Here is a 20,081-nt window from a genome sequence, read left to right as displayed (position 1 = left end):
GGGCGGCGGACCGGGGCTGCGTGGGCAAGGGGGACACCTCCGGGCGACGGCCGTACGTGGGATCGTGAGCACCGTAGGTCGATACGATCTGTGGCCCGGTCAGCCGCCCCGGTAGGGCGCGGAGCTGTCCCCCGTTCGCGGTAACGTGAGCATCGATGAACGCCAATTCCGACGTGCGGCTCCCCGCCGTTTCTGTGATCATGCCCGTCCTGAACGAGGAGCGGCATCTGCGCGGGGCCGTCCAAGCGATCCTCGCGCAGGAGTACGCCGGCGAGATGGAGGTCGTGATCGCCCTCGGTCCGTCCACGGACCGCACGGACGAGATCGCGGCCGAACTCGTCCGCGAGGACCCGCGCGTGCACACCGTCCCGAACCCCACCGGCCGCACGCCGGCCGCCCTCAATGCCGCGATCAAGGCCTCCCGGCACCCGGTCGTGGTCCGCGTCGACGGCCACGGCATGCTCTCCCCGAACTACATCGCGACCGCCGTACGGCTCCTGGAGGAGACCGGCGCGCAGAACGTCGGCGGCATCATGCACGCCGAGGGGGAGAACGACTGGGAGCACGCCGTCGCCGCCGCGATGACCTCGAAGATCGGCGTCGGCAACGCCGTCTTCCACACCGGTGGCGCGGCGGGCGAGGCCGAGACGGTGTACCTCGGGGTGTTCCGGCGGGAGGCGCTGGAGCGCCAGGGCGGGTACAACGAGGAGTTCATCCGGGCCCAGGACTGGGAGCTGAACTTCCGCATCCGGGAGGCCGGCGGGCTGATCTGGTTCTCGCCGGAACTGCGGGTGTCGTACCGCCCGCGACCCTCCGTGCGGGCCCTGGCCAAGCAGTACAAGGACTACGGCCGCTGGCGGCACGTCGTGGCCCGCTACCACGAGGGCTCGATCAACCTGCGCTACCTCGCCCCGCCCACGGCGCTGCTGGCGATCGTGGCCGGTCTCGTGGTCGGCGTGGTGGTCACGCCCTGGGGCTTCGTGATACCCGGCGGCTACCTGGCGGCGATCGTCCTCGGCTCGGTCCCGGCCGGCAAGGGTCTCCCGCTCAAGGCCCGCCTGCAGATCCCCGTCGCCCTGGCCACCATGCACATGACCTGGGGCTGGGGCTTCCTGACCAGCCCGAAGTCGCTGGCCAGGAAGGTCATCGCGTCGCGGCGGCCGGCGGTCCTGACCTCCTCCTGAGACCGGGACCGACGGCCGACACCGGGTCTACCAGCGGTAGGGGGCGTAGACGTCCATGCACTGACCCTTGTCCGAGCCGTTGATGGCGTCCGAGTTGCCGGGCACGTCGCCCGCCTTGGGGGCCGACTGCTTCGGGTAGGTCGTGCCCTCGCGCCAGTCCGCGCCCACGACCACCGTGACACCCGAGACGTCGGTGGACTGCTTCACCGAACTCAGCGGAACGCCCAGCGACTCGGCCACGCGCTGGGCGTCGCCCTCCAGTTCGGCGCTCGGGTAGCGCACGAGGGTCCGCTCCGCGGTGAGGCCGCCCGTCGCGTCCTTGGCCGCCCTGGCGAAGCCTTTCTGCACCAGCGCCCCGGCGATCGTGCCGGCGCGTCCCGGCACCGGGCCCAGCGTGCTGCTCCCGGTGGCGTTCTGGACGGTGACGCCGATCTGGGCGTCCGGCGCCGAGGGGGTCTTGGTGGCCGCGGCCACCGTCTTCTTCTTCTTCGTGTCCGACGCCTTGCCGTTCTTGTCGAAGGGCACGTCGTCGCGGAGCATCTGCCACAGCTTGTCGGCGTTCGCGCCGTCGGGAACGAGGTGGTCCCTGTTCTGCGGGTCCTGCAGGTTCGGCATCGTCAGGCTGGTGATGCGGTCCGTCGGCACCGACTTGAGCTGCATGCCCAGGTCGTAGAGCTTCGTGACGGAGCCGATCTCCTCGGAGACGGTCAGCGACTTGGTGGCCGCGTCGGCGAGGTTCATCAGCCTGCCGGTGTCGGTGAAGACGTTCTCACCCTTCAGGGTGCGGATCATCGAGTTCAGGTACAGGTGCTGGGCCTTGGCGCGCAGCGGGTCGCTGCCCCAGGCGTGCCGGGTGCGCAGCCACTGCAGGGCCTGCTCGCCCTTCACCTTGTGCGTGCCGGCCGTCAGCTTCAGCCCGGAGCCGCCGGACACCGCCGCCGTCGGGCGGTCCCACACGTTCTGCCGTACGCACACGTCGACCCCGCCGATGGCGTCCGCCATCTTCACCACGCCCGCGAAGTCGATCGTCATCCAGTGGTCGATGTAGACCCCGGTGAGGTTCTCCCAGGTGGCCAGCGTGCAGCCGGCGCCGCCGCGGGCCAGCGACTCGTTGATGATGGTGTTGGTCGCCGGGTAGACCTTGCCGGTCTTCGGGTCGGTGCACTTGGGGATGTCGACCCGGGTGTCGCGCGGGATGCTCACCATCGCGGCGCTCTTGCGGTCCGCGGACAGGTGGATCAGCATCTGCACGTCGGCGAGTGGCGGGCTGCCGCGGTCGTACTTCGCGCCGCCGAGGCGCACGTTCTCGTCGGAGTTACGGCTGTCCGATCCGATCAGCAGGATGTTCATCGGCGTCTGACCGGCCGCGTTGGCCCTGGTCTTCTGCGCCTTGGCGTCGCCGCTGCTGCGCTCGCCCCTGTGGATGTTGCCGTTGAGGTGCTGGTAGTACAGGTATCCGGCGCCGGCCGTGCCGAGTATCAGCACCGCGAGCGTGGTCGCCGACCATCTCAGCATCCGGCGCCCGCGCGGCCGGGGCCCCTGCCGCCGCCGACCCGAACCGTCTGTGCCCCCCGATCTGCCGGAGCCGTCCTCCTGCGCGGCCGCGTGGCCGTCCGAAGCGCGCCGGACGTCCCCTCGCGTCCCCTCCGCGCGCACACTGCTCTGCGTCATTCCCCGTCCTCCCCACCCTTGCACCGTGAAACGGGCCTGTCGTGCGCCTGGTGCCGCGGCAGGCGACGTTCGCCCCGTCGCGAACGTCGCCTGCACCGGCACTAGTTAGACGCACAACAGGCCCGTCAGGTCACTTGGCGCACTCGACCTTGTCGGCCGTGGTCTTGTCAACGTTCGGCGCCTTCGCCGACGCGGAGTACGACGTGCCCGCGCCGGGGAAGTCCTTGCCCAGCGTCAGCGTCATCGTGGGCAGGCCCTGGTCGTTGGTCACGCTCTTTCCGGGCTTCAGTTGCGCGCCGGACAGCCCGAGGATGGCCGCCAGCCGGCGGGCCTGGTCGGCCTGGGCGGGGGCGTACTCGAGGGTGGTCGTGGCCTGCGGGGTGCCCGCGTTGCCCGCGTTCTCGGACTTCAGCACGCCCGCGTCGTTCTGCAGGTAGTTCAGCTCCGCCTGCGCGCTGCCGGGGTTCGCGCCGCCGTTGAGGATCCGCACCCGCACCGCGGAGGCGGCCGACTTGCTGCCCTTGAGGCGGTCGGCGACGGCGGCGGCCTCCTTCTTCTTCTCTGCCTTGACCGCGGTGAAGGAGACGTCGTTCCTGATCGCGGCGAAGACCTGCGGTGCGGCCGACGGCTTGAGGACGACGGTCGCCTTCACCTTCTCGGCCGGGTTGTCGACGACCGGGACGGTGGTGAACGTCAGGTTCTTCAGGTTGAGCTTGCCCAGCTCCAGACCGAGGTCCTTCAGCTTGCCGATGCTCTTGAGGTTGGAGTCGACGGTCAGCGCCTGGGTGCCCGCCTCCGCGATCTTGATCATCTTCGTCGGGTCGGTGAGCGTGTCGTTCGACTTCAGCTTGCGCATCAGCGCGCTGAGGAACTGCTGCTGGAGCGTGATACGGCTCAGGTCGCCGCCGAAGCCGACCGCGTGCCGGGTGCGCACGAACGCGAGGGCGTTCTCACCCTCGATGTGCCGCATGCCCTTCTTCAGGTTCAGGTGCGACTTGGGGTCGTTGATGTCCTTGCCGAGACACACGTCGACGCCACCGACCGCCGTGGTCAGCGTCTTGACCGCGTTGAAGTCGGCCACCATGAAGTTGTCGGGCTTGATGCCGGTCAGCCCCGTGACCGTGCGCGCGACACAGCTGGGCGTGCGGTCGTCCTGGCCGAGGCTGGTGTTGAAACGGACGTTGCTGGTGCCCGCGATGACGCGCTCGCTGCCGTCGGCCTGCTTGGTCGGGCAGTCCGGCACGTCGACGATCAGGTCGCGCGGGATGCTCAGCGCCGTCGCGTTCGACCGGTCCTTGGAGACGTGCAGCAGGATCGTCGTGTCCGCGTGGCCGACGCTGCCCGCGTCGCCGTACTTGGTGTTGCCCTTGCCGGTGCGCTTGTCGGTGCCGATCAGCAGGATGTTGATCGCCTTGCCCTTGCTGAAGCCACCGGTGCTCGCGCCGTCGTCGGAGACGGACGCGATGTTGTTGTTGAGGTGCTCGATGTAGAGGTAGGCGGCGCCGGCCGTGCCGACCAGCACGAAGGCCATCGTCCCGCCGGTCCACAGCAGGATCTTCTTGGCCTTGCCCTTCTTCTTCACCGGTCGGCGTCCGCGCCGCCCGGGCGGCGGCTCCTCGGGCGCGCCACGGCGCCGGCGCGGAGGCGGTACCCGGTCGGGCAGGCGGTCGGGTGCGACCGTGGGGCTGCTCAGGGTGGCGCCCGCGTCGCGCGGGGCGGATCTGCGGGGACCCGGGACCGGTGACTGCGGTGCGGAAGGGCTCAGTCGCAGTTCGTATTCACCGGTGTTCGGATTGAGCACCCACTGGTCTGCGGGATCGATGTCGTCCGCCCGCCCTCGGCCTGTCGCGTCCACGGTTGTCCGATTCCTCCGTCGGGGCGCGGCGCCTTTCCCCCACAAGGCGCTCGGGTCTCGGTCTCACAGTGCTCGACGCCAGGACGGACCTCGCACCGGATGCACCGGACCGCTCACACTAACCGCCCTGTTCGGCACCCCATGACGATGGCCGGAATTTCCACGCCCCGACGGGGGTCAATTCGTCCTTTTTCTCGGACATGGGTGTGGCGATTTGGTAATCCCTTTACTTACAGGTGTCTTCTGCCGCCGTGTTCCCCCGGAACGTGGGCGCGGGCGAAACCCCGTTCGACGGCTCAACGACCCCCTTACCTCCGGCCTTTCCGTCGCGGAATCCGTACGGCCCGTAGTCGCTTGAGGCCGCGTACGGTTCCACTGATCCCGAATTGACGCTGTTTGCACCGGAATTGCCGGTGACTCCTTTGGTCACTGTCACCGGCGTGTCGGTCCGCAGATGTTGGAACAGCTTCTGCGCCGCGGGCTCCACGAGTTGGTCCCGGTTGGCGTCGTACACGTACGACTCCCGCGGAACCGTGAGGAACTGCACCCGTTCGGTGGGGATGTCCCGCAGACCGCGCACAAGGTCGTAGAGCCCGCGCAGACTCGCCAGATCCGGGTCGGTGGTGAGCGAGGAGGTGGCGGCGTCCAGGACGGGGTACAGCTTCACCGGGTTCAGCAGGACGTCGTTGCTCTGCACCTTGTCGACGAGCGCGCCGAGGAACCGCTGCTGACGGTCCATCCGCTCGGTGTCGCTCCCGTCGCCCAGCGACTTGCGCGCCCGCACGTACCCGAGGGCCTGCTCCCCGTCGAGCGTGACCCGCCCCGCGGGCAGCTTCAACCTGGCCGCCTTGTCGTCGATGGGCTCCTTCAGGCAGACCCGCACGCCGTCGACGGCGTCGACCATCTCCTTGAACCCGTGGAAGTCCACGACGACGTGATGGTCGACCCGCACGTCCGTCAGCCGCTCCACCGTCCGGATGGTGCAGGCCGAACCCCCCGTCTCGAAGGCCGAGTTGAACATCCCGAAGACCGGCTCGGAGCGCGTCCCGTCGGGTCGCAGACAGGCGGGGATGTCCACCATCAGGTCCCGTGGCAGCGACACTGCGGTCACCGACCGCCGCCCCGCCGCCAGGTGCAACAGGATCGTCGTGTCGGACCGCTCGGTCCCCGAGTCCCGCCCGTACTGCGCGTTCCCGTCCCCGGCCCGCGAGTCCGACCCGATCAGCAGAATGTTCTGCGCGTCCTTGACGAGCGCCGTCGGCCGCTCCTTCTCGAACCGGGCGAGCTCGCGGGCCGCCGCGTCGTCGGCCCTGATGTTCCCGTCCAGCTTCATGTAGAGGGCCCACCCGGCCCCGCCGGCGGCCAGGACCACCAGCGCGACGGCGAGCCCGCCGCCCCTGACCCACCGGCGCCGACGCCGCCGGGCGAGCCCCCTGCCGCTGGCGGACGACCCGGCCCCGGGACCGAGGCTCCTCTCGGTGTCGTTCACGCGCGGGCCCACCCCTCATGGCGTACGAACCTGTGGCTCCTACGACCATGACCCGGAAGGGGTGACGAGGGCGGCCGTTACTGACCCGTTCGGGTGACCGTGCGGCCCCGCCTCAGCGGCGCACCACGCTCACCCGCTCGCTCTCGATCCGCTGGGCGAGCCGTTCCTCCCCCAGCTCCGCCAGATGCCGGCACAGCACCACCGACCCCCCGACGGCCAGCGGCCCGTACAACCCGGCGTGCAGCCCTTCCCAGGTGTCGTACGGCAGCCCCGACAGGATGCGCGCCCCGGGCCCGGTGAGCCCCAGCGCCGTCGCCTCCTCCCGCGCCCGCTCCACGACCTCCGCGCCGCTGAACTCCCGCCCGGCCACGATCAGCGCGGGCTCCGCGGGATCCACCGGTGCGAACGCCACGAACCGGTCACCCTGGCTCGGCACTTCCACGGCGTAGTCCATGAACCCGTCCGGGACCTGTGGAAAACGTCCGCCCAGCGGCCGCAGCGCGAGGGCGACCCGCTCCCCGCGGCAGGCCCGCGCCGCCTGAAGCGCGTCCGGCCCGCTCACCACCACGTCGGCCGCCGCCGCGTTCCCGTCCACGTCCGCGACGACCCCGACCGACGCGCACGCCAGCAGCCACACGGCCGTCTGCCAGTGCGACGGCAGCAACAGGGCCACCCGGTCCCCGGGCGCGGCACCCAGGTCGCCCTGAAGGAGGTTCGCGGTCTTGGCCACCCAATTGGCGAAGGTGGCGACGGACAGTTCGACCCGCTCGCCGGTGGCGTCGTCGTAGAACGTCACCAGGGGACGTCCGGGATCCGCGGCGAGCGCGGAAGACAGCAGGTCGGCGGGGGCGCGATCACTGGCATTCACCCGCGCAAGCGTACTGGCGCCGGCTCCACTGCGAGACCGGCACGATCGGCTCGAGCGCGGCCCGCCACCAGGGGCGGCAGGGGGTTGGGAAACCCGGCACGACGTTCTGCGTACACTGGCCGGCCGACGCAGACATTTCGGCCGGTCCCGGCAGGAAGCAGAGACGACAGGTGACAGAAGCGATCCTCCTGGTCGGCGGCAAGGGCACACGCCTGCGGCCCCTCACGGTGCATACGCCGAAGCCCATGGTCCGGGCGGCCGGGGTCCCCTTCCTCACACACCAGCTGGCGCGCGCGAGAGCGGCGGGCGTCGAACACATCGTGCTGGCCACGTCCTATCTGGCCGAGGTGTTCGAACCGTACTTCGGCGACGGCTCGTCGCTCGGCCTGCACCTCGAGTACGTGACGGAGGACGAGCCGCTCGGCACCGGCGGAGCCATCCGCAACGTGGCCGCGCGCCTCCACTCGGGCCCCGACGACCCGGTCCTGGTCTTCAACGGCGACATCCTGACGGGCCTGGACATCAGGGCCCTGGTGGACACCCACGAGACGACCGGCGCCGACGTCACGCTCCACCTCACCAAGGTGACCGACCCCCGCGCCTACGGCCTGGTCCCCACGGACGAGACGGGCAGGGTACTGGCGTTCCTGGAGAAGCCTCAGACCCCCGAGGAGATCGTCACCGACCAGATCAACGCCGGGGCGTACGTCTTCCGCCGCTCGGTCATCGACACGATCCCGCAGGGCCGCCCGGTCTCGGTGGAACGGGAGACGTTCCCCGACCTGCTCTCGGCCGGCGCCCACCTCCAGGGGCTGGTCGACTCCACGTACTGGCTGGACCTCGGAACGCCGGCCGCCTTCGTCCGCGGCTCGGCGGACCTGGTCCTGGGCCGGGCTCCGTCACCGGCGGTCCCGGGCCGCTGCGGCGACCGTCTGGTCCTGCCCACGGCCAGGGTCGCCCCGGACGCGAAGCTGACCGGCGGCACCGTGGTGGGCGAGGGCGCCCTCGTCGCGGAGGGCGCCCGGGTCTTCGGCTCGACCATCCTCCCCGGCGCCGTCATCGAACCCGGCGCCGTCATCACCGACTCCCTCATCGGCACCCGCGCCCGCGTCGGCGAACGCTCGATCCTCACCGGCACGGTCATCGGCGACCGCGCGGTGATCGGCCCCGACAACGAACTGCGCGACGGCATCCGCGTGTGGTGCGACGCCCGAATCCCAGCGGGCGCGGTGCGCTTCTCGTCGGACCAGTAGAGGGTGAAACGCCGGGTCGGGCAATCCAGCCCGTCCGGCACATCTGGACGCCGGTCCGTATATCCAGCCCGTCTGGGGGTCCCCCTCTGGGGGAGTTTGAGGACGAGGCCCTTTCGGGGCCGATCGGGGGTCCAGGGGGCGGGGCCCTCTGGGCGGGGCCGAAGGGGCGGCAGCCCCCGGGGACGGGACGGGTAGGGGCGGCGGGGGCGAGACCCCGCTCACAGCCCCCCGATGTCCCCGCGAGGCATCCGTGGAGCCCGCCGCCCCGGCGACCTCCCACTCAGCAGAATCAACCGAGCCGCCCGATGCCGCTGCCCGGCATACGGCTCCAGCAACGACAGCATCACGGAGTCATCCGCGTCCCGGTCCCCCGCGAGCGCCCACCCCACGATCCCCGGCAGATGCAGATCCCCCACGGTCACCGCATCCGCTGCCCCATGACTGCGCTGCACGACCTCCGCCGACGTCCACGGCCCGATCCCCGGCACCACCTCCAGCCGCGCCTGGGCCTTCTCCGGCGACATCCCCACGGCCTCCTCCAGCCGCCCCGCCACCCGGACAGCGCGCAGGATCGTCGACGCCCGCTTGTTGTCGACCCCGGCCCGGTGCCACTCCCACGAGGGAATCAGCGCCCACGTCCGAGGCCCCGGCATCACCCACAACCTCCCGCCGGCCGCGGGACCGGGCGCCGGCTCCCCGAACTTCCGCACCAGCGACCGCCAGGCCCGGTACGCCTCATCGGTGGTGACCTTCTGCTCCAGCACGGACGGAATCAGCGACTCCAGCACCAGCTTGGTCCGCGTCAACCGCAACCCCGGCCGCCGATGCCACGCCGTCGCCACCACCCGGTGCCGCGGCACGAACGCCTCCGGTTCGTCCGCGCCCCCCAACAGTTCCGGCAACTGCTCCAGCAGCCACTCGGCCCCCGGTCCCCAGGCCTCTCCCCGCACCGCGCCCGCGCCGGCGCTCACGGAGACCCGCAGGGTGCCGGGCCCGGTCGGCGTCAGGCTCGCCCGCCACACCGACCCGTCTGGCATCGCACGGAAGGTGGGGTCCGCGGGCCCACGGCGCAACACGCCCAGCACCAGCCCGAGTTCCAACGGCCCGGCGGGCACGACGGTCCGCACCCGCGCGGGCGCGGACGCCTGCCGGGGTATCCCCGCGGACGCCCCGACCTGCCCACCCCGCACCGTCGTACGAGTGGGCCGGGGAGCGAATCGTCCTGCCACGGCTGAGTTCCTGGATCTCGGTGATGAGCCCGTATGTCCTAAGAGACTAGGGCGTAGGGCCGCGACCTCACCGCACCTCCACGAAGGTCTGCACGTCCCGCTCCCCGCGAGCCCGCGGCTCCTGAGCCGGATGCCCCACGGCCACCGCCCCCATCGGATCCCAGTCCTGCGGCAACCCCAGCACCTCCCGCACCACGTCCCGGCAGAACATCGTCGACGACACCCAGGCCGACCCCAGCCGCTCCCCGGCCAGCCCGACCAGGAAGTTCTGCACCCCGGCTCCCGCGGCGACCACGAACATCTCCCGCTCGGCCCCGTCCCGCCGCGCGTCCCCGTAGGTGTGCGACCCGTCCATCACCAGGCACGGCACCACCAGGTACGGCGCGCCCCGCAGCACGTCCCCGCGGCGCACCCGCTTGGCGATCGACTCCTCGCTCTTGCCGTCCCGCCGCAGGTCCGCGATCCACGCCTCCCGCATGGCGTCCAGCAGCCGGACCCTCGACTCCTCGGACTCCAGCAGCACGAACCGCCACGGCGTCGTGTGATGCGGCGCCGGCGCGGTGACCGCCAGCGCCACCGCCCGGCGCACCGCCGCGGGGTCGACGGGCTCGTCCGTGAACGCACGTACGGTACGGCGCTGGGCCACCGCCTCCCGTACCGCCTCGGAGGTCCCCAGCCGGAACATGTCGTCGCGCGCCCCGCGCACCATGGCCCGGGCGCCCTCCCCGTGCTCGTCGGCCACCACGTGCGCGAGGCCGCGCAGCACGGCGACGGGCCGTCCGGCGGCCTTGCCCTTGACCAGGTCACCGGCGGCGGCGAGCTCGTCCGCTGTCGCCACGACGGTCGCGGAGAGCGGATTGCCGTGCGTGTCCGTGCCCCCGCGCAGATCGTCCAGGACGCGCACCCCGGCGGCACCGATCGCGACGTCCGTGAGCCCCGAGCGCCAGGGCCGCCCGAACGTGTCGGTCACCACGACACCCACATCGACGCCGAGGGCGTCGCGCAGCCCCTCCCGGATCGCGCGGGCCGAGGCGTCCGGGTCCTCGGGCAGCAACAGCACGGTCCCGGCGGGGGTGTTGGAGGCGTCGACACCGGCCGCCGCCATGACGAGCCCCTGCCGGTTCTCCACGATCCGCAGCGGCCCGCGCCGGGCCACGACCCGCACGGTCTCCGCGTCGATCGCTGCCTCCCGGTCGAGGGCCGCGACGATCCGCCCCTCCGCCTTGGACACGATCTTCGAGGTGACCAGCAGGACGTCCCCGTCCCGCAGCCCGGGCTCGGCGGCGGCGATCACCTTGGCGACGTCGTCGCCGGGCTGCACCTCCGGCAACCCGGGGACGGCCCAGACCCGGTACCCGTCGGCGTACCCGCCGGCAGTCGTGTCGCTCACGCCCCCCGCACCTCCTCGGCCAGCGCCAGCGCCTCCCGCGCCATCCGCGCGGTCGCCTCGAGGTCGGACATCATCAGCGGTACGGCCCGGCACCGGATCCCGGCGGCCTCGACGCGCTCCACGACGCCCGCGTCCACGGTGTCGACGAGCCAGCCGTCCAGCAGCCCCGGCCCGTAGTGTTCGGCGACCGCCGCGGCCGTGGACTCCACGCCCACCGCCGCCAGCACCTTGTCGGCCATGCCCCGCACGGGCGCGTCCCCGACGATGGGGGACAGTCCCACCACCGGCACCCCGGCCTCCGCGATCGCCTCGCGGATGCCCGGAACCGCGAGGATCGTGCCGATGGACACCACCGGGTTCGACGGCGGGAACAGGACGACGTCCGCCTCGGCGATCGCCTCCAGGACGCCGGGCGCCGGCTTCGCCTGCTCCGCGCCCACGGGCACCACCGCCTCGGCCGGCACCGAGGCCCGCAGCCGTACCCAGTACTCCTGGAAGTGCACCGCCTTGCGCTCGCCGTCGACGTCGACCGCCACATGCGTCTCGACCCGGTCGTCGGTCATGGGGATCAGCCGTACGCCCGGCTTCCACCGGTCGCACAGGGCCTCCGTCACCGCGCTGAGCGGATATCCGGCGCCGATCATCTGCGTCCGCACGATGTGCGTGGCGAAGTCCCGGTCGCCGAGCCCGAACCACTCCGGCCCGACACCGTACGCCGCGAGTTCCTCCTTGAGGTGGAAGGTCTCGTCGGCCCGCCCCCAGCCCTGCTCCTCGTTGATGCCGCCGCCGAGCGTGTACATCACCGTGTCGAGGTCCGGGCAGACCTTCAGACCGAAGAGGTGGATGTCGTCGCCGGTGTTGCCGATGACGGTGACGTCCGCGTCCGGCACGGCCCGCTTCAGACCGCGCAGGAACCGGGCACCACCGATGCCGCCTGCCAGAACCACAATGCGCATGGGGCAAGTCTGGCAGGCGGGTACGACAACGCGTCAGGCAGTCACCGGACGCGCCGCGCAGGCCACGCTGCCGTTGTCGTGCATCGGCATCTCGGTCAGGCCCGGGAAGTAGACGTGCAGGCTGACCGCCGGCTCCAGGGCGTCGTTGGCGACCTCGTGCACGTACCCCGGCGCGAACACCCGCTGCGTCCCGGCGGCCAACGCGCGCGTGCCCCGTTCGGTCCGCTCGGTCAGCGTGCCCTCCAGGACGGTCAGCACCCCGCTGGAGCGGCCGTGGTCGTGCAGCCCGCTGCCCTGGCCCGGCACCCAGGACAGCAGCCACACCTCGTAGCCGGGCCCGGTGCGCAGCCGGTGGTACCAGCGCGTCGTCGCGTCGTACTGGACGAGGTGCTGCCACTGGGAGCGGTCCGCGGCGATGGAACGGGCCAGGCCCACGAACTCGGCCACGGTCACGGGGTGCTCGCGCGGCGGCTGCAGCAGGTGCTGCACCTCGAGGATGTCGCCGGCGATCTGGAGGTCGTTGTCGCTGTTCATAGGGGTGCGGTGGTTCCTCAGTGAAAGAAGGTCAGAGGGAACGGGGTGACGCGGTGTCGCGGTGACTCGGGGAACGAGAAACACGGAAGCCGAGTCGCGCGGACTCGGCTACGGCTGGAGCAGTGTGGAGCGCAGTGCAGCTCAACAGCCGGAACAGCAACAACAGCTACAGCGAGCGTGGGCAGCACCGTGGGACGCGGCGGAGCCGGTCGAGGTGAGTGCCAAGTGCGCGAGCATGCCCACAAGGACATCGGTTCACACCTCCACTGTCAACTCGACGCCCGGGATGTGGGACAGGTTTCACCTCATCCGGTCGATGTCCGAGGCGAAAGGTTTGTCCCGGCGTCGGCCGGGACACATGGCGCCTACCGGGCGCACAAGCCTCGTTGTGATCCCGTGATCCGACTGTGATCCGGCTTGCTTCGGGATGCGCGTGGAACGAGATCGAACAACCGGGCGTCCTTCCCCGTACAAGGCTCTGCACGGGCTGGAGGCCCTCGTGGGCCTCGCCTGCGTGTCAAGGTTTATGCCGATTTGAACACTTTCTGCATGGCCTTGGTTCCGCAGAGTGAATAAGGGGCCCAATAGCAGATCTCGGCTTGACTCGCCCGGAGCAGCACACTTGTAATTTCACTCGTGTCGTTCAGCCGACATCGGTAACGGCTACATCACGGGGACGCGAAAGACAGACGAGGGGCGCACATGACCGAGCTGGTGCAGCAACTGCTGGTCGACGACGCGGACGAGGAACTCGGCTGGCAGGAGCGCGCGCTGTGCGCCCAGACCGACCCCGAGTCCTTCTTCCCCGAGAAGGGCGGCTCCACCCGGGAGGCCAAGAAGGTCTGCCTCGCCTGCGAGGTCCGCTCCGAGTGCCTCGAGTACGCCCTCGCCAACGACGAGCGCTTCGGCATCTGGGGCGGCCTGTCGGAACGTGAGCGACGACGCCTGAAGAAGGCGGCGGTCTGAACCGGCGGCCCGCGCCTTCACACGACGAAACGGCCCGTCGCAGGTGGGTTATCCACAGGCGGCGGGCCGTCGACATGCCCAGCCGATAGTGTGGTCGCTCGTCCGAGACGCCTCACCGCCCCCACGGGGCGCAGACGTCCACCGCAGTCCATCGAACCGGGGCCCGTACCTCGATGTCCGTGCACAGCCACACGGCAGCCCACCACGACGCTGCCGCCCCAGAGTTTCCGCGTCACGTGGTGACGGCGGTGGTCGTCTCCCACGACGGCGCCCGCTGGCTGCCCGACGCGCTCGCCGGGCTGCTCGGCCAAGAGCGCCCCGTCCAGTACGCGGTGGCCGCCGACACCGGCAGCGCCGACGACTCCGCCCAGCTGGTCACCGACGCACTCGGCCCCGACCGCGTGCTGCACCTCGCCCGGCGCACCGGTTTCGGCCAGGCGGTCGAGGAGGCGGCCCGGACCGCCCCCGTGCTGACCCCGGAGGAGCTGCCGTACCTCAAGCGCCCCAGCGGCTGGGACCCCGTCACCCGCACCTGGCGCGACGAGGCCTACGACATGCCGGAACTCCCGCACGGGGAACCGGTCCAGTGGCTGTGGCTGCTGCACGACGACTGCGCCCCCGACCCCGACGCCCTGTCCCAGCTGCTGCGGGTCGTGGAGAACGAACTGGAGCTCGGCCGCGACGACGTCGCCGTCGTCGGTCCCAAGCTGCGCGGCTGGTACGACAAGCGCCAGCTCCTCGAGGTCGGCGTCACCATCGCCAACTCCGGCCGCCGCTGGACCGGCCTGGACCGCCGCGAACAGGACCAGGGCCAGCACGACCACGTGCGGTCCGTGCTGTCCGTCTCGACCGCCGGCATGCTGATCCGCCGCGACGTCTTCGAACAGCTCGACGGCTTCGACAAGCGGCTGCCGCTCATGCGCGACGACGTCGACCTGTGCTGGCGCGCCACCGCGGCTGGCCACCGCGTCCTCGTCGCCCCCGAGGCGGTCGTACGGCACGCCGAGGCGGCCTCGCGCGAGCGCCGCACCGTCGACTGCGTGGGCCGCAGCGCCGCCTCCCCGCACATGGTCGACAAGGCGGGCGCCGCCTACACCCTCCTCGTCAACGCACGGACGGCCGTGCTGCCCTGGGTGCTGCTGCGCCTGGTGCTCGGCACGCTCGTGCGGACCGTCGCCTACCTGGTCGGCAAGGTCCCCGGACAGGCCCTGGACGAGATCCGCGGCCTGCTGGGCACCCTGCTGCGGCCCGAGCGGATCGTCGCCGGCCGGCGCAGGCGCGGGGCGGCGCAGATCGACAAGGGTGAACTGCGCGCGCTGTTCCCGCCGCCGGGCGCGACCGTGCGGGCCACCGTGGAGCAGGCCGCGGGCAGCTTCTTCAGCAGCTCCGACCCGGAGGTGACCTCCGGCGCCGGACGGCACGGCGGCGCGGTCGAGTCCGGGCCCGGCGGCGAGGACGCCGACTTCCTGGAGATCGAGCAGTTCGCCCGCCTCAAGCGCATCGCCCGCGCCCCAGGGCCGATGCTCTTCCTGGTGCTGCTGTTCGTCTCCCTGGTCGCCTGCCGCGCCCTGCTCGGCGGCGGCGCGCTCTCGGGCGGCGCCCTGCTGCCCGCCCCGGGCTCCTCCGCCGAGCTGTGGTCGCGCTACGCCGAGTCCTGGCACCCGGTCGGCGCCGGCGGTACCCCGTCCGCGCCGCCCTACCTCGCGATCGTGGCGACGCTCGCCTCCGTGCTGTTCGGCTCGGCCGGCCTCGCGGTCACGGTCCTGCTGGTCGGCTCGGTGCCGCTGGCGGGCTTCACCGCCTACTTCGCCTCCCGCCCGCTGGTCGAGTCACGCCTCCTGCGCGCCTGGTCGGCCGTCGTCTACGCCTTCCTGCCCGCGGCCACCGGCGCCCTCGCCGGCGGCCGCATCGGCACCGCCGTCCTGGCCGTCCTGCTGCCGCTGATCGCCCGCGCGGGCATCGCCGCCGGCGGCCTGACGAAACCCTCCGGTGCACGCGGCAGCTGGCGCGCCACCTGGGCCTACGCGCTGCTGCTGACGATCACCACGGCGTTCACACCGATCGTGTGGCCGATCGCGCTGATCCTCGGCCTCGCTGTGCTGGCCGTCCGCCGCACCGACATCACCGCCTACGGCCTGCGCTTCCTGGCCCAGCTCGGCACACCCCTGCTGGTCCTCGCCCCCTGGTCGCTGACCCTGCTCCCGTTCGGCTTCTTCAAGGAGGCCGGCCTGGACTACGGCCCCTCGGCCGCCTCCGCGCTCGACCTGCTGGGCGCGAGCCCGGGCGGCCCGGGCACGGTCAGCGGGCTGATGCTGATCGGCGTCGTACTGGCCGCGCTCGCCGCCCTGCTGCGCTCCGAGCGGCAGTCGGGAATCCGGACCGCCTGGGCGGTCGCCCTCGTGGGCCTCGTCTTCGCCGTCCTGTCCAACGACTCGACCTGGGCGGGGCCGGCGACCCTCGTCTACGGCATCGCCCTGCTGGGCGCGGCCACCATCGGCGCCGACGGCGCCCGCGCGCGGGTGGCCGAGCAGAGCTTCGGCTGGCGCCAGCCGGTGGCCGCGCTGATCGCCTTCGCCTCCCTCGCGGGCCCGCTGCTGATCGCCGGCGGCTGGATGATCCGCGGCGCCGACGGCCCGGTGGAGCGGCGCGACCCCACGCAGGTGCCCGCGTTCGTCGCCGAGGAGAGCGGCACCCGCGACCAGGCCCGCACTCTGGTCCTCGACAGCAACTCGACCGCGCGCGTGGGCTACACCCTGGTCCGCGGCTCCGGCGCCCGCATGGGCGACGGCGAGGTCGCCGCGGCCGACGGCGAGAACGCCCAGTTGGACAAGGTCGTCGCCAACCTGGTCGCCGGGTCCGGCGCCGACCAGGCCGACCAGCTCGGCAAGTTCGCCGTGCGCTACGTCCTCGTCCACAAGGGCGCCCCCCGAGAGATCACCCGCGTCCTGGACGCCACGCCCGGCCTGTCCCGGCTGAGCCAGCAGGGCGGCAGCGCGCTGTGGCGGGTCGACCAGGAGGTCGCGCGCGCCACCATCACGGCCGCCTCCGGCGCCCCGCAGCCCGTGGCCGCCGGGCCCGTCGAGATCCACACCACGGTGCCGTCCGGCCCCGACGGCCGGACCCTGCGCCTCGCCGACACCGCCGACGCGGGCTGGACGGCCACCCTGGACGGCAAGCCGCTCACCCGCACCACCGTCGACGGCTGGGCGCAGGGCTTCCAACTGCCCTCCACCGGCGGACGGCTGGACGTCACCTACGACGACCCGATCACCCACACCGCCTGGCTATGGGCCCAGGGCGCCCTCGCCGTCGTCCTCGTCGTCCTGGCCCTGCCCGGGCGGCGCCGCGACGTGGACGACGACCTCCCCGAGGAGCCGTCCGTGCCCGCGCAGGCCGTCGCCGGCGAGGGCCGCCGCGCCCGCCGCCTGCGCGCCCAGGGCGAGACCGAGGAGGCGGACGGGAACGAGGAGTTCCCGCCCCCTCCCGCGGCGGACACCCCCCTCGCCATCCCGCAGCAGCAGGCGTACGACGAGTGGAACCCGGACCCGGCGACCTACGCGCCGGCCCAGTACGGCGACTACGGCGAGCAGCAGCAGTACCAGGGCGCCGAGCAGTACCCGGCGGGCACCTACGACCAGACCTACCAGGCGGACCCGTACCAGAACGGCCAGTACGACCCGTACGGCTACGGCGGCCAGACCCAGGGGACGTACGACGAGACCGCGTACGACCCGTCGTACCAGCAGGGTTACGACCCCGCCTACGACCCGGCGCGCCAGCACCCGCACGCCCCTGAGCGCCCCGACGGGAGTCAGCAGTGAACCGCACCACCCTCTCCCTGATCGCCGGCACCGCCGCGCTCGCGGCCATCACGGGCTTCGCGTCGCTGTCCGCGCCGGGCGCCTCAGGCGCGCACACCGCCAGGGCGGCGGCCGAACTGCCCGTGGAGCGCACCTCGCTGCTGTGCCCGGCCCCGAGCACCTCCGACCTCGCCGAGACGTCGTACACGTCCTTCACCCCCGTCACGAAGGGCACTGGGGCCGACGGCCAGGCCGCACTCCAGGCCGCCACCGTGCAGGCGGCGGCCGGCGGGACGGCGGGCAACGGCAAGACGGGCGGCAAGGCGGGCGGCAAGAAGACCGGAAAGAAGGCCGCCGGCACGACCGGTGCGCCCGCCGTCACCCCCAAGGAGCCGGGCACCCCCGTCACCGGCGACGCCTCCGGGGCCGACACTCCGGCGCTCGTCGGCACCGCCCAGGGGAAGCTCGCGCCCGGCTGGACGGTCCAGGAGACCACCGTGGTCGCCGCCGGCACCGGGCGTGGCCTGCAGGGCGTCAACTGCACCGCACCGGACACCGAGTTCTGGTTCCCGGGCGCCAGCACGTCCGCCGACCGCACCGACTACGTGCACCTGACCAACCCGGACGACTCGGCCGCCGTCGTCGACATCGCGCTGTACGGCAAGGACGGCGCCGTCAAGTCCCCGGTGGGAGAGGGCATCTCGGTCCCGGCGCACTCCAGCCAGCCGATCCTGCTGTCCACGTTGACCGACCAGAAGGAGAGCGACCTGACCGTCCATGTGAACGTGCGCAGCGGGCGCGTGGGCGCCGCCGTGCAGGCGCTGGACGACAAGGCCGGCGGCGACTGGCTCGCCGCCTCGACGGACCCTGCGGGCAGCCTCGTCCTGCCCGGCATCCCCAAGGACGCCACGGACGTGCGCCTGGTCGCCTTCACGCCCGGCGACGCCGACGCCGACCTGAAGGTGCGCCTGGCCACCCCCTCCGGTTCGATCACGCCGGCCGGGAACGAGACACTGCACGTCAAGGCGGGCATGACCACCGCCGTCGACCTCGGCGAGGTCACCCGCGGCGAGGCGGGCTCCCTGCTCCTGACGCCGACCGGCCAGTCCGTGCCGGTCGTCGCAGCGCTCAAGGTCGTGCGCGGCAAAGGCACCAAGCAGGAGACGGCGTTCATCCCGGCCACCGCCCCGGTCGGCACGCGCGCCACGTCCGCCGACAACAGCGGCAAGGGCTCCACCCTGGCGATCACCGCGCCGACCGGCACCGCCCAGGTGAAGGTCACCGCGTCGGCGGGCAGCGACGGCGGTACGGCCGCCTCCCGGACGTACACGATCAAGGCCGGTACCACGCAGAACGTCGACGCCCCGGTCCCGGCCGGACTGAAGGGCACGTACGCGCTGACGGTGGAACCCCTGTCCGGCGGCCCGGTCTACGCGGCCCGGACCCTGGCGGCGACGGAGGGGGGCGTCCCGGGCTTCACGGTGCAGACCCTGCCGGACGACCGGGGGACGGTGGCCGTACCGCGGGCGGACCAGGATCTGTCGGTGCTGCAGAAGTAGCCGCGGGTGCGGCGGGGCTCAGTCCTCGCCGTACCGCGGATCCACCGTCTCCGGGGTCAGCCCCAGCAACTCGGCGACCTGCTCTACCACGACCTCGTGCACCAGCGCCGCCCGCTCGTCGCGCCCCTTCGTACGGATCTCCACCGGCCGCCGGTAGACCACCACCCGCGCCGGTCGTCCCTCCCGGGAGGGAATCGTGCCGCCCAGAGGGACCGCCTCGTCGTTCCAGCTCTGCCCGGGGCCGTCCAGGCGCGGGACCTCGAGGACGAGGAAATCGATGTCGGCGAGCTGCGGCCAGCGCCGTTCCAGACGCTCCACGGAGTCCTGCACCAGGTCCGCGAACGCGTCGGCACGGCTCGCGGCGAGCGGTACCTGGGGCGGTGCGATCGGCCCGCGCATGCCACGGCCGTGGCGGTCACGACGTCGGGGCCCGTGGCCGGCGGCACGGGGCGGTACGGGGTTGTCCATCACTGGTGAAGCGTAGTCCCCGCGCGGACCGGCCGCCCGGTCCCACACGGCGCGCCGGACGGTGTCCGGCGCCCGGAACGCCATGTCACAGGATGACCATTCCAGCCAAGCTTGGGCTCGATTCCGTATCTCTCCGAGAGCATCGATGTCGAGGCAAATGACGCTGTTTGTACCGAGTGTTGGTCGAAACCAGGACCGCACCACACCCCCTCACCGGACGTCCGGGCAGGTCAGTGGCGTGTGCCGGAGGGGGTGTGTGGGCCGTTTCACAGCACGACACGGTGGGGTGACCTGGGGCAGAGTCGTCGCGGCCCGCTCAAGAGTGCGGTACCGTCCAACGTCGTGAGCCCTGTACGTCGCTGTTCGCGCACCGCTTGCGGCCGTCCCGCCGTCGCGACACTGACGTACGTCTACGCCGACTCGACCGCGGTCCTCGGCCCGCTCGCCACCTACGCCGAACCCCACTGCTACGACCTGTGCGCCGAGCACTCCGAGCGCCTCACCGCCCCGCGCGGCTGGGAGGTCGTCCGGCTCCTCGACGGCTCCGCCCCGGCCCGCCCCAGCGGCGACGACCTGGAAGCGCTTGCCAACGCGGTGCGCGAGGCGGCCCGTCCGCAGGAGCGGGCGGCCGAGGCGGGCGGCGGGGCACGCAGGGCGGACCCGATGGAAGTGGCGCGCCGCGGCCACCTACGGGTACTGCGCTCCCCGGACAACTGACCGGACCGTCCACCGCCGTGCCCCCCGAACGGATGTTTTCACGGCACCTTCTCACCTGGCTCTGACCTCAGGTTACGGCTGCGGGTCCACTGGGGATGCGGGCAACGCACGGCCACCCCGTGCGGGTAGTTTGGGGCGACCG

General features: G+C 72.3%; 15 protein-coding genes. 6 read left to right on the top strand and 9 right to left on the bottom strand.

The annotated features are described in order from the left end of the window. Window positions 1–155 precede the first annotated feature (155 nt). The gene (locus ACIRVK_RS33320; RefSeq protein ID WP_404253740.1) at window positions 156–1,184 is read left to right on the top strand and encodes a glycosyltransferase family 2 protein; all 1,029 of its coding nucleotides are present in this window, start codon (window positions 156–158) and stop codon (window positions 1,182–1,184) included. A 27-nt stretch (window positions 1,185–1,211) separates the two neighbouring features. On the opposite strand, the gene ACIRVK_RS33315 is transcribed toward ACIRVK_RS33320, so the two are convergent. The 4 genes from ACIRVK_RS33315 to ACIRVK_RS33300 all read right to left on the bottom strand — a co-directional run bounded on the left by ACIRVK_RS33315 (window position 1,212) and on the right by ACIRVK_RS33300 (window position 7,067). Further along, window positions 1,212–2,855, bottom strand: a complete 1,644-nt coding sequence (locus ACIRVK_RS33315; RefSeq protein ID WP_404253738.1) for an LCP family protein — start codon at window positions 2,853–2,855, stop codon at window positions 1,212–1,214. Window positions 2,856–2,985: 130 nt separating this feature from the next. Then, window positions 2,986–4,710, bottom strand: a complete 1,725-nt coding sequence (locus tag ACIRVK_RS33310) for an LCP family protein (RefSeq protein WP_404253736.1) — start codon at window positions 4,708–4,710, stop codon at window positions 2,986–2,988. A gap of 226 nt (window positions 4,711–4,936) precedes the next feature. Further along, a complete protein-coding gene (locus tag ACIRVK_RS33305) occupies window positions 4,937–6,199 on the bottom strand; it encodes an LCP family protein (RefSeq protein WP_404253734.1) in 1,263 nt (420 codons plus the stop codon). A 112-nt stretch (window positions 6,200–6,311) separates the two neighbouring features. After that, window positions 6,312–7,067: a TIGR03089 family protein gene (locus ACIRVK_RS33300; RefSeq protein WP_404253732.1), complete on the bottom strand. Its 756-nt coding sequence runs from the start codon at window positions 7,065–7,067 to the stop codon at window positions 6,312–6,314. Window positions 7,068–7,237: 170 nt separating this feature from the next. Between ACIRVK_RS33300 and ACIRVK_RS33295 the strand changes: the two genes are divergently transcribed. Next, window positions 7,238–8,320: a sugar phosphate nucleotidyltransferase gene (locus tag ACIRVK_RS33295; RefSeq protein WP_404253730.1), complete on the top strand. Its 1,083-nt coding sequence runs from the start codon at window positions 7,238–7,240 to the stop codon at window positions 8,318–8,320. Between the two features lie 218 nt (window positions 8,321–8,538). On the opposite strand, the gene ACIRVK_RS33290 is transcribed toward ACIRVK_RS33295, so the two are convergent. The 4 genes from ACIRVK_RS33290 to ACIRVK_RS33275 all read right to left on the bottom strand — a co-directional run bounded on the left by ACIRVK_RS33290 (window position 8,539) and on the right by ACIRVK_RS33275 (window position 12,429). Then, window positions 8,539–9,549: a DNA-3-methyladenine glycosylase family protein gene (locus ACIRVK_RS33290; protein ID WP_404253728.1), complete on the bottom strand. Its 1,011-nt coding sequence runs from the start codon at window positions 9,547–9,549 to the stop codon at window positions 8,539–8,541. Window positions 9,550–9,616: 67 nt separating this feature from the next. Further along, complete coding sequence (locus ACIRVK_RS33285) at window positions 9,617–10,939, bottom strand: coenzyme F420-0:L-glutamate ligase (protein ID WP_404253726.1); 1,323 nt, start codon at window positions 10,937–10,939, stop codon at window positions 9,617–9,619. Then, window positions 10,936–11,895 (bottom strand): 2-phospho-L-lactate transferase, encoded by a 960-nt coding sequence (gene cofD / locus ACIRVK_RS33280; RefSeq protein ID WP_404253724.1) that lies wholly within the window; start codon window positions 11,893–11,895, stop codon window positions 10,936–10,938. The genes ACIRVK_RS33285 and cofD overlap by 4 nt, the downstream gene beginning before the upstream one ends. A 33-nt stretch (window positions 11,896–11,928) precedes the next feature. Then, on the bottom strand, window positions 11,929–12,429 hold the full coding sequence (locus ACIRVK_RS33275; RefSeq protein ID WP_404253722.1) for a cysteine dioxygenase: 501 nt from the start codon (window positions 12,427–12,429) through the stop codon (window positions 11,929–11,931). A 702-nt stretch (window positions 12,430–13,131) separates the two neighbouring features. On the opposite strand from ACIRVK_RS33275, the gene ACIRVK_RS33270 reads away from it, so the two are divergent. From ACIRVK_RS33270 to ACIRVK_RS33260, 3 genes are all read left to right on the top strand, one after another. Next, entirely contained in the window at window positions 13,132–13,395 is a 264-nt protein-coding gene (locus tag ACIRVK_RS33270; RefSeq protein WP_003975777.1) for a WhiB family transcriptional regulator, read from the top strand. A gap of 173 nt (window positions 13,396–13,568) precedes the next feature. Continuing rightward, entirely contained in the window at window positions 13,569–17,216 is a 3,648-nt protein-coding gene (locus ACIRVK_RS33265; RefSeq protein ID WP_404253720.1) for a glycosyltransferase, read from the top strand. Continuing rightward, window positions 17,213–18,754 carry a DUF5719 family protein gene (locus tag ACIRVK_RS33260; protein ID WP_404253718.1) on the top strand — a complete coding sequence of 514 codons (1,542 nt, stop codon included), beginning with the start codon at window positions 17,213–17,215 and terminating at the stop codon, window positions 18,752–18,754. The genes ACIRVK_RS33265 and ACIRVK_RS33260 overlap by 4 nt, the downstream gene beginning before the upstream one ends. Window positions 18,755–18,772: 18 nt before the next feature. Here the strand turns inward: ACIRVK_RS33260 and ACIRVK_RS33255 are convergent, their stop codons facing one another. After that, the gene (locus ACIRVK_RS33255) at window positions 18,773–19,222 is read right to left on the bottom strand and encodes a metallopeptidase family protein (protein ID WP_404253817.1); all 450 of its coding nucleotides are present in this window, start codon (window positions 19,220–19,222) and stop codon (window positions 18,773–18,775) included. 342 nt (window positions 19,223–19,564) lie between these two features. Between ACIRVK_RS33255 and ACIRVK_RS33250 the strand changes: the two genes are divergently transcribed. After that, complete coding sequence (locus ACIRVK_RS33250) at window positions 19,565–19,939, top strand: DUF3499 domain-containing protein (protein WP_212672821.1); 375 nt, start codon at window positions 19,565–19,567, stop codon at window positions 19,937–19,939. The last annotated feature ends 142 nt before the right edge of the window (window positions 19,940–20,081 follow it).

The organism is Streptomyces sp. NPDC101152, assembly GCF_044768275.1.
GTDB lineage: Bacteria > Actinomycetota > Actinomycetes > Streptomycetales > Streptomycetaceae > Streptomyces.
Note: the sequence above shows the minus strand (reverse complement) of the source record. Positions and strands in the feature narration are given on the sequence as shown.

Bases quoted from the DNA above. Each gene is read 5' to 3' on its own strand.
- ACIRVK_RS33255 (WP_404253817.1), bottom strand. From the start codon at position 19,222: ATGGACAACCCCGTACCGCCCCGTGCCGCCGGCCACGGGCCCCGACGT.
- ACIRVK_RS33270 (WP_003975777.1), top strand. From the start codon at position 13,132: ATGACCGAGCTGGTGCAGCAACTGCTGGTCGACGACGCGGACGAGGAA.
- ACIRVK_RS33315 (WP_404253738.1), bottom strand. From the start codon at position 2,855: ATGACGCAGAGCAGTGTGCGCGCGGAGGGGACGCGAGGGGACGTCCGG.
- cofD (WP_404253724.1), bottom strand. From the start codon at position 11,895: ATGCGCATTGTGGTTCTGGCAGGCGGCATCGGTGGTGCCCGGTTCCTG.
- ACIRVK_RS33275 (WP_404253722.1), bottom strand. From the start codon at position 12,429: ATGAACAGCGACAACGACCTCCAGATCGCCGGCGACATCCTCGAGGTG.
- ACIRVK_RS33265 (WP_404253720.1), top strand. From the start codon at position 13,569: ATGTCCGTGCACAGCCACACGGCAGCCCACCACGACGCTGCCGCCCCA.
- ACIRVK_RS33320 (WP_404253740.1), top strand. From the start codon at position 156: ATGAACGCCAATTCCGACGTGCGGCTCCCCGCCGTTTCTGTGATCATG.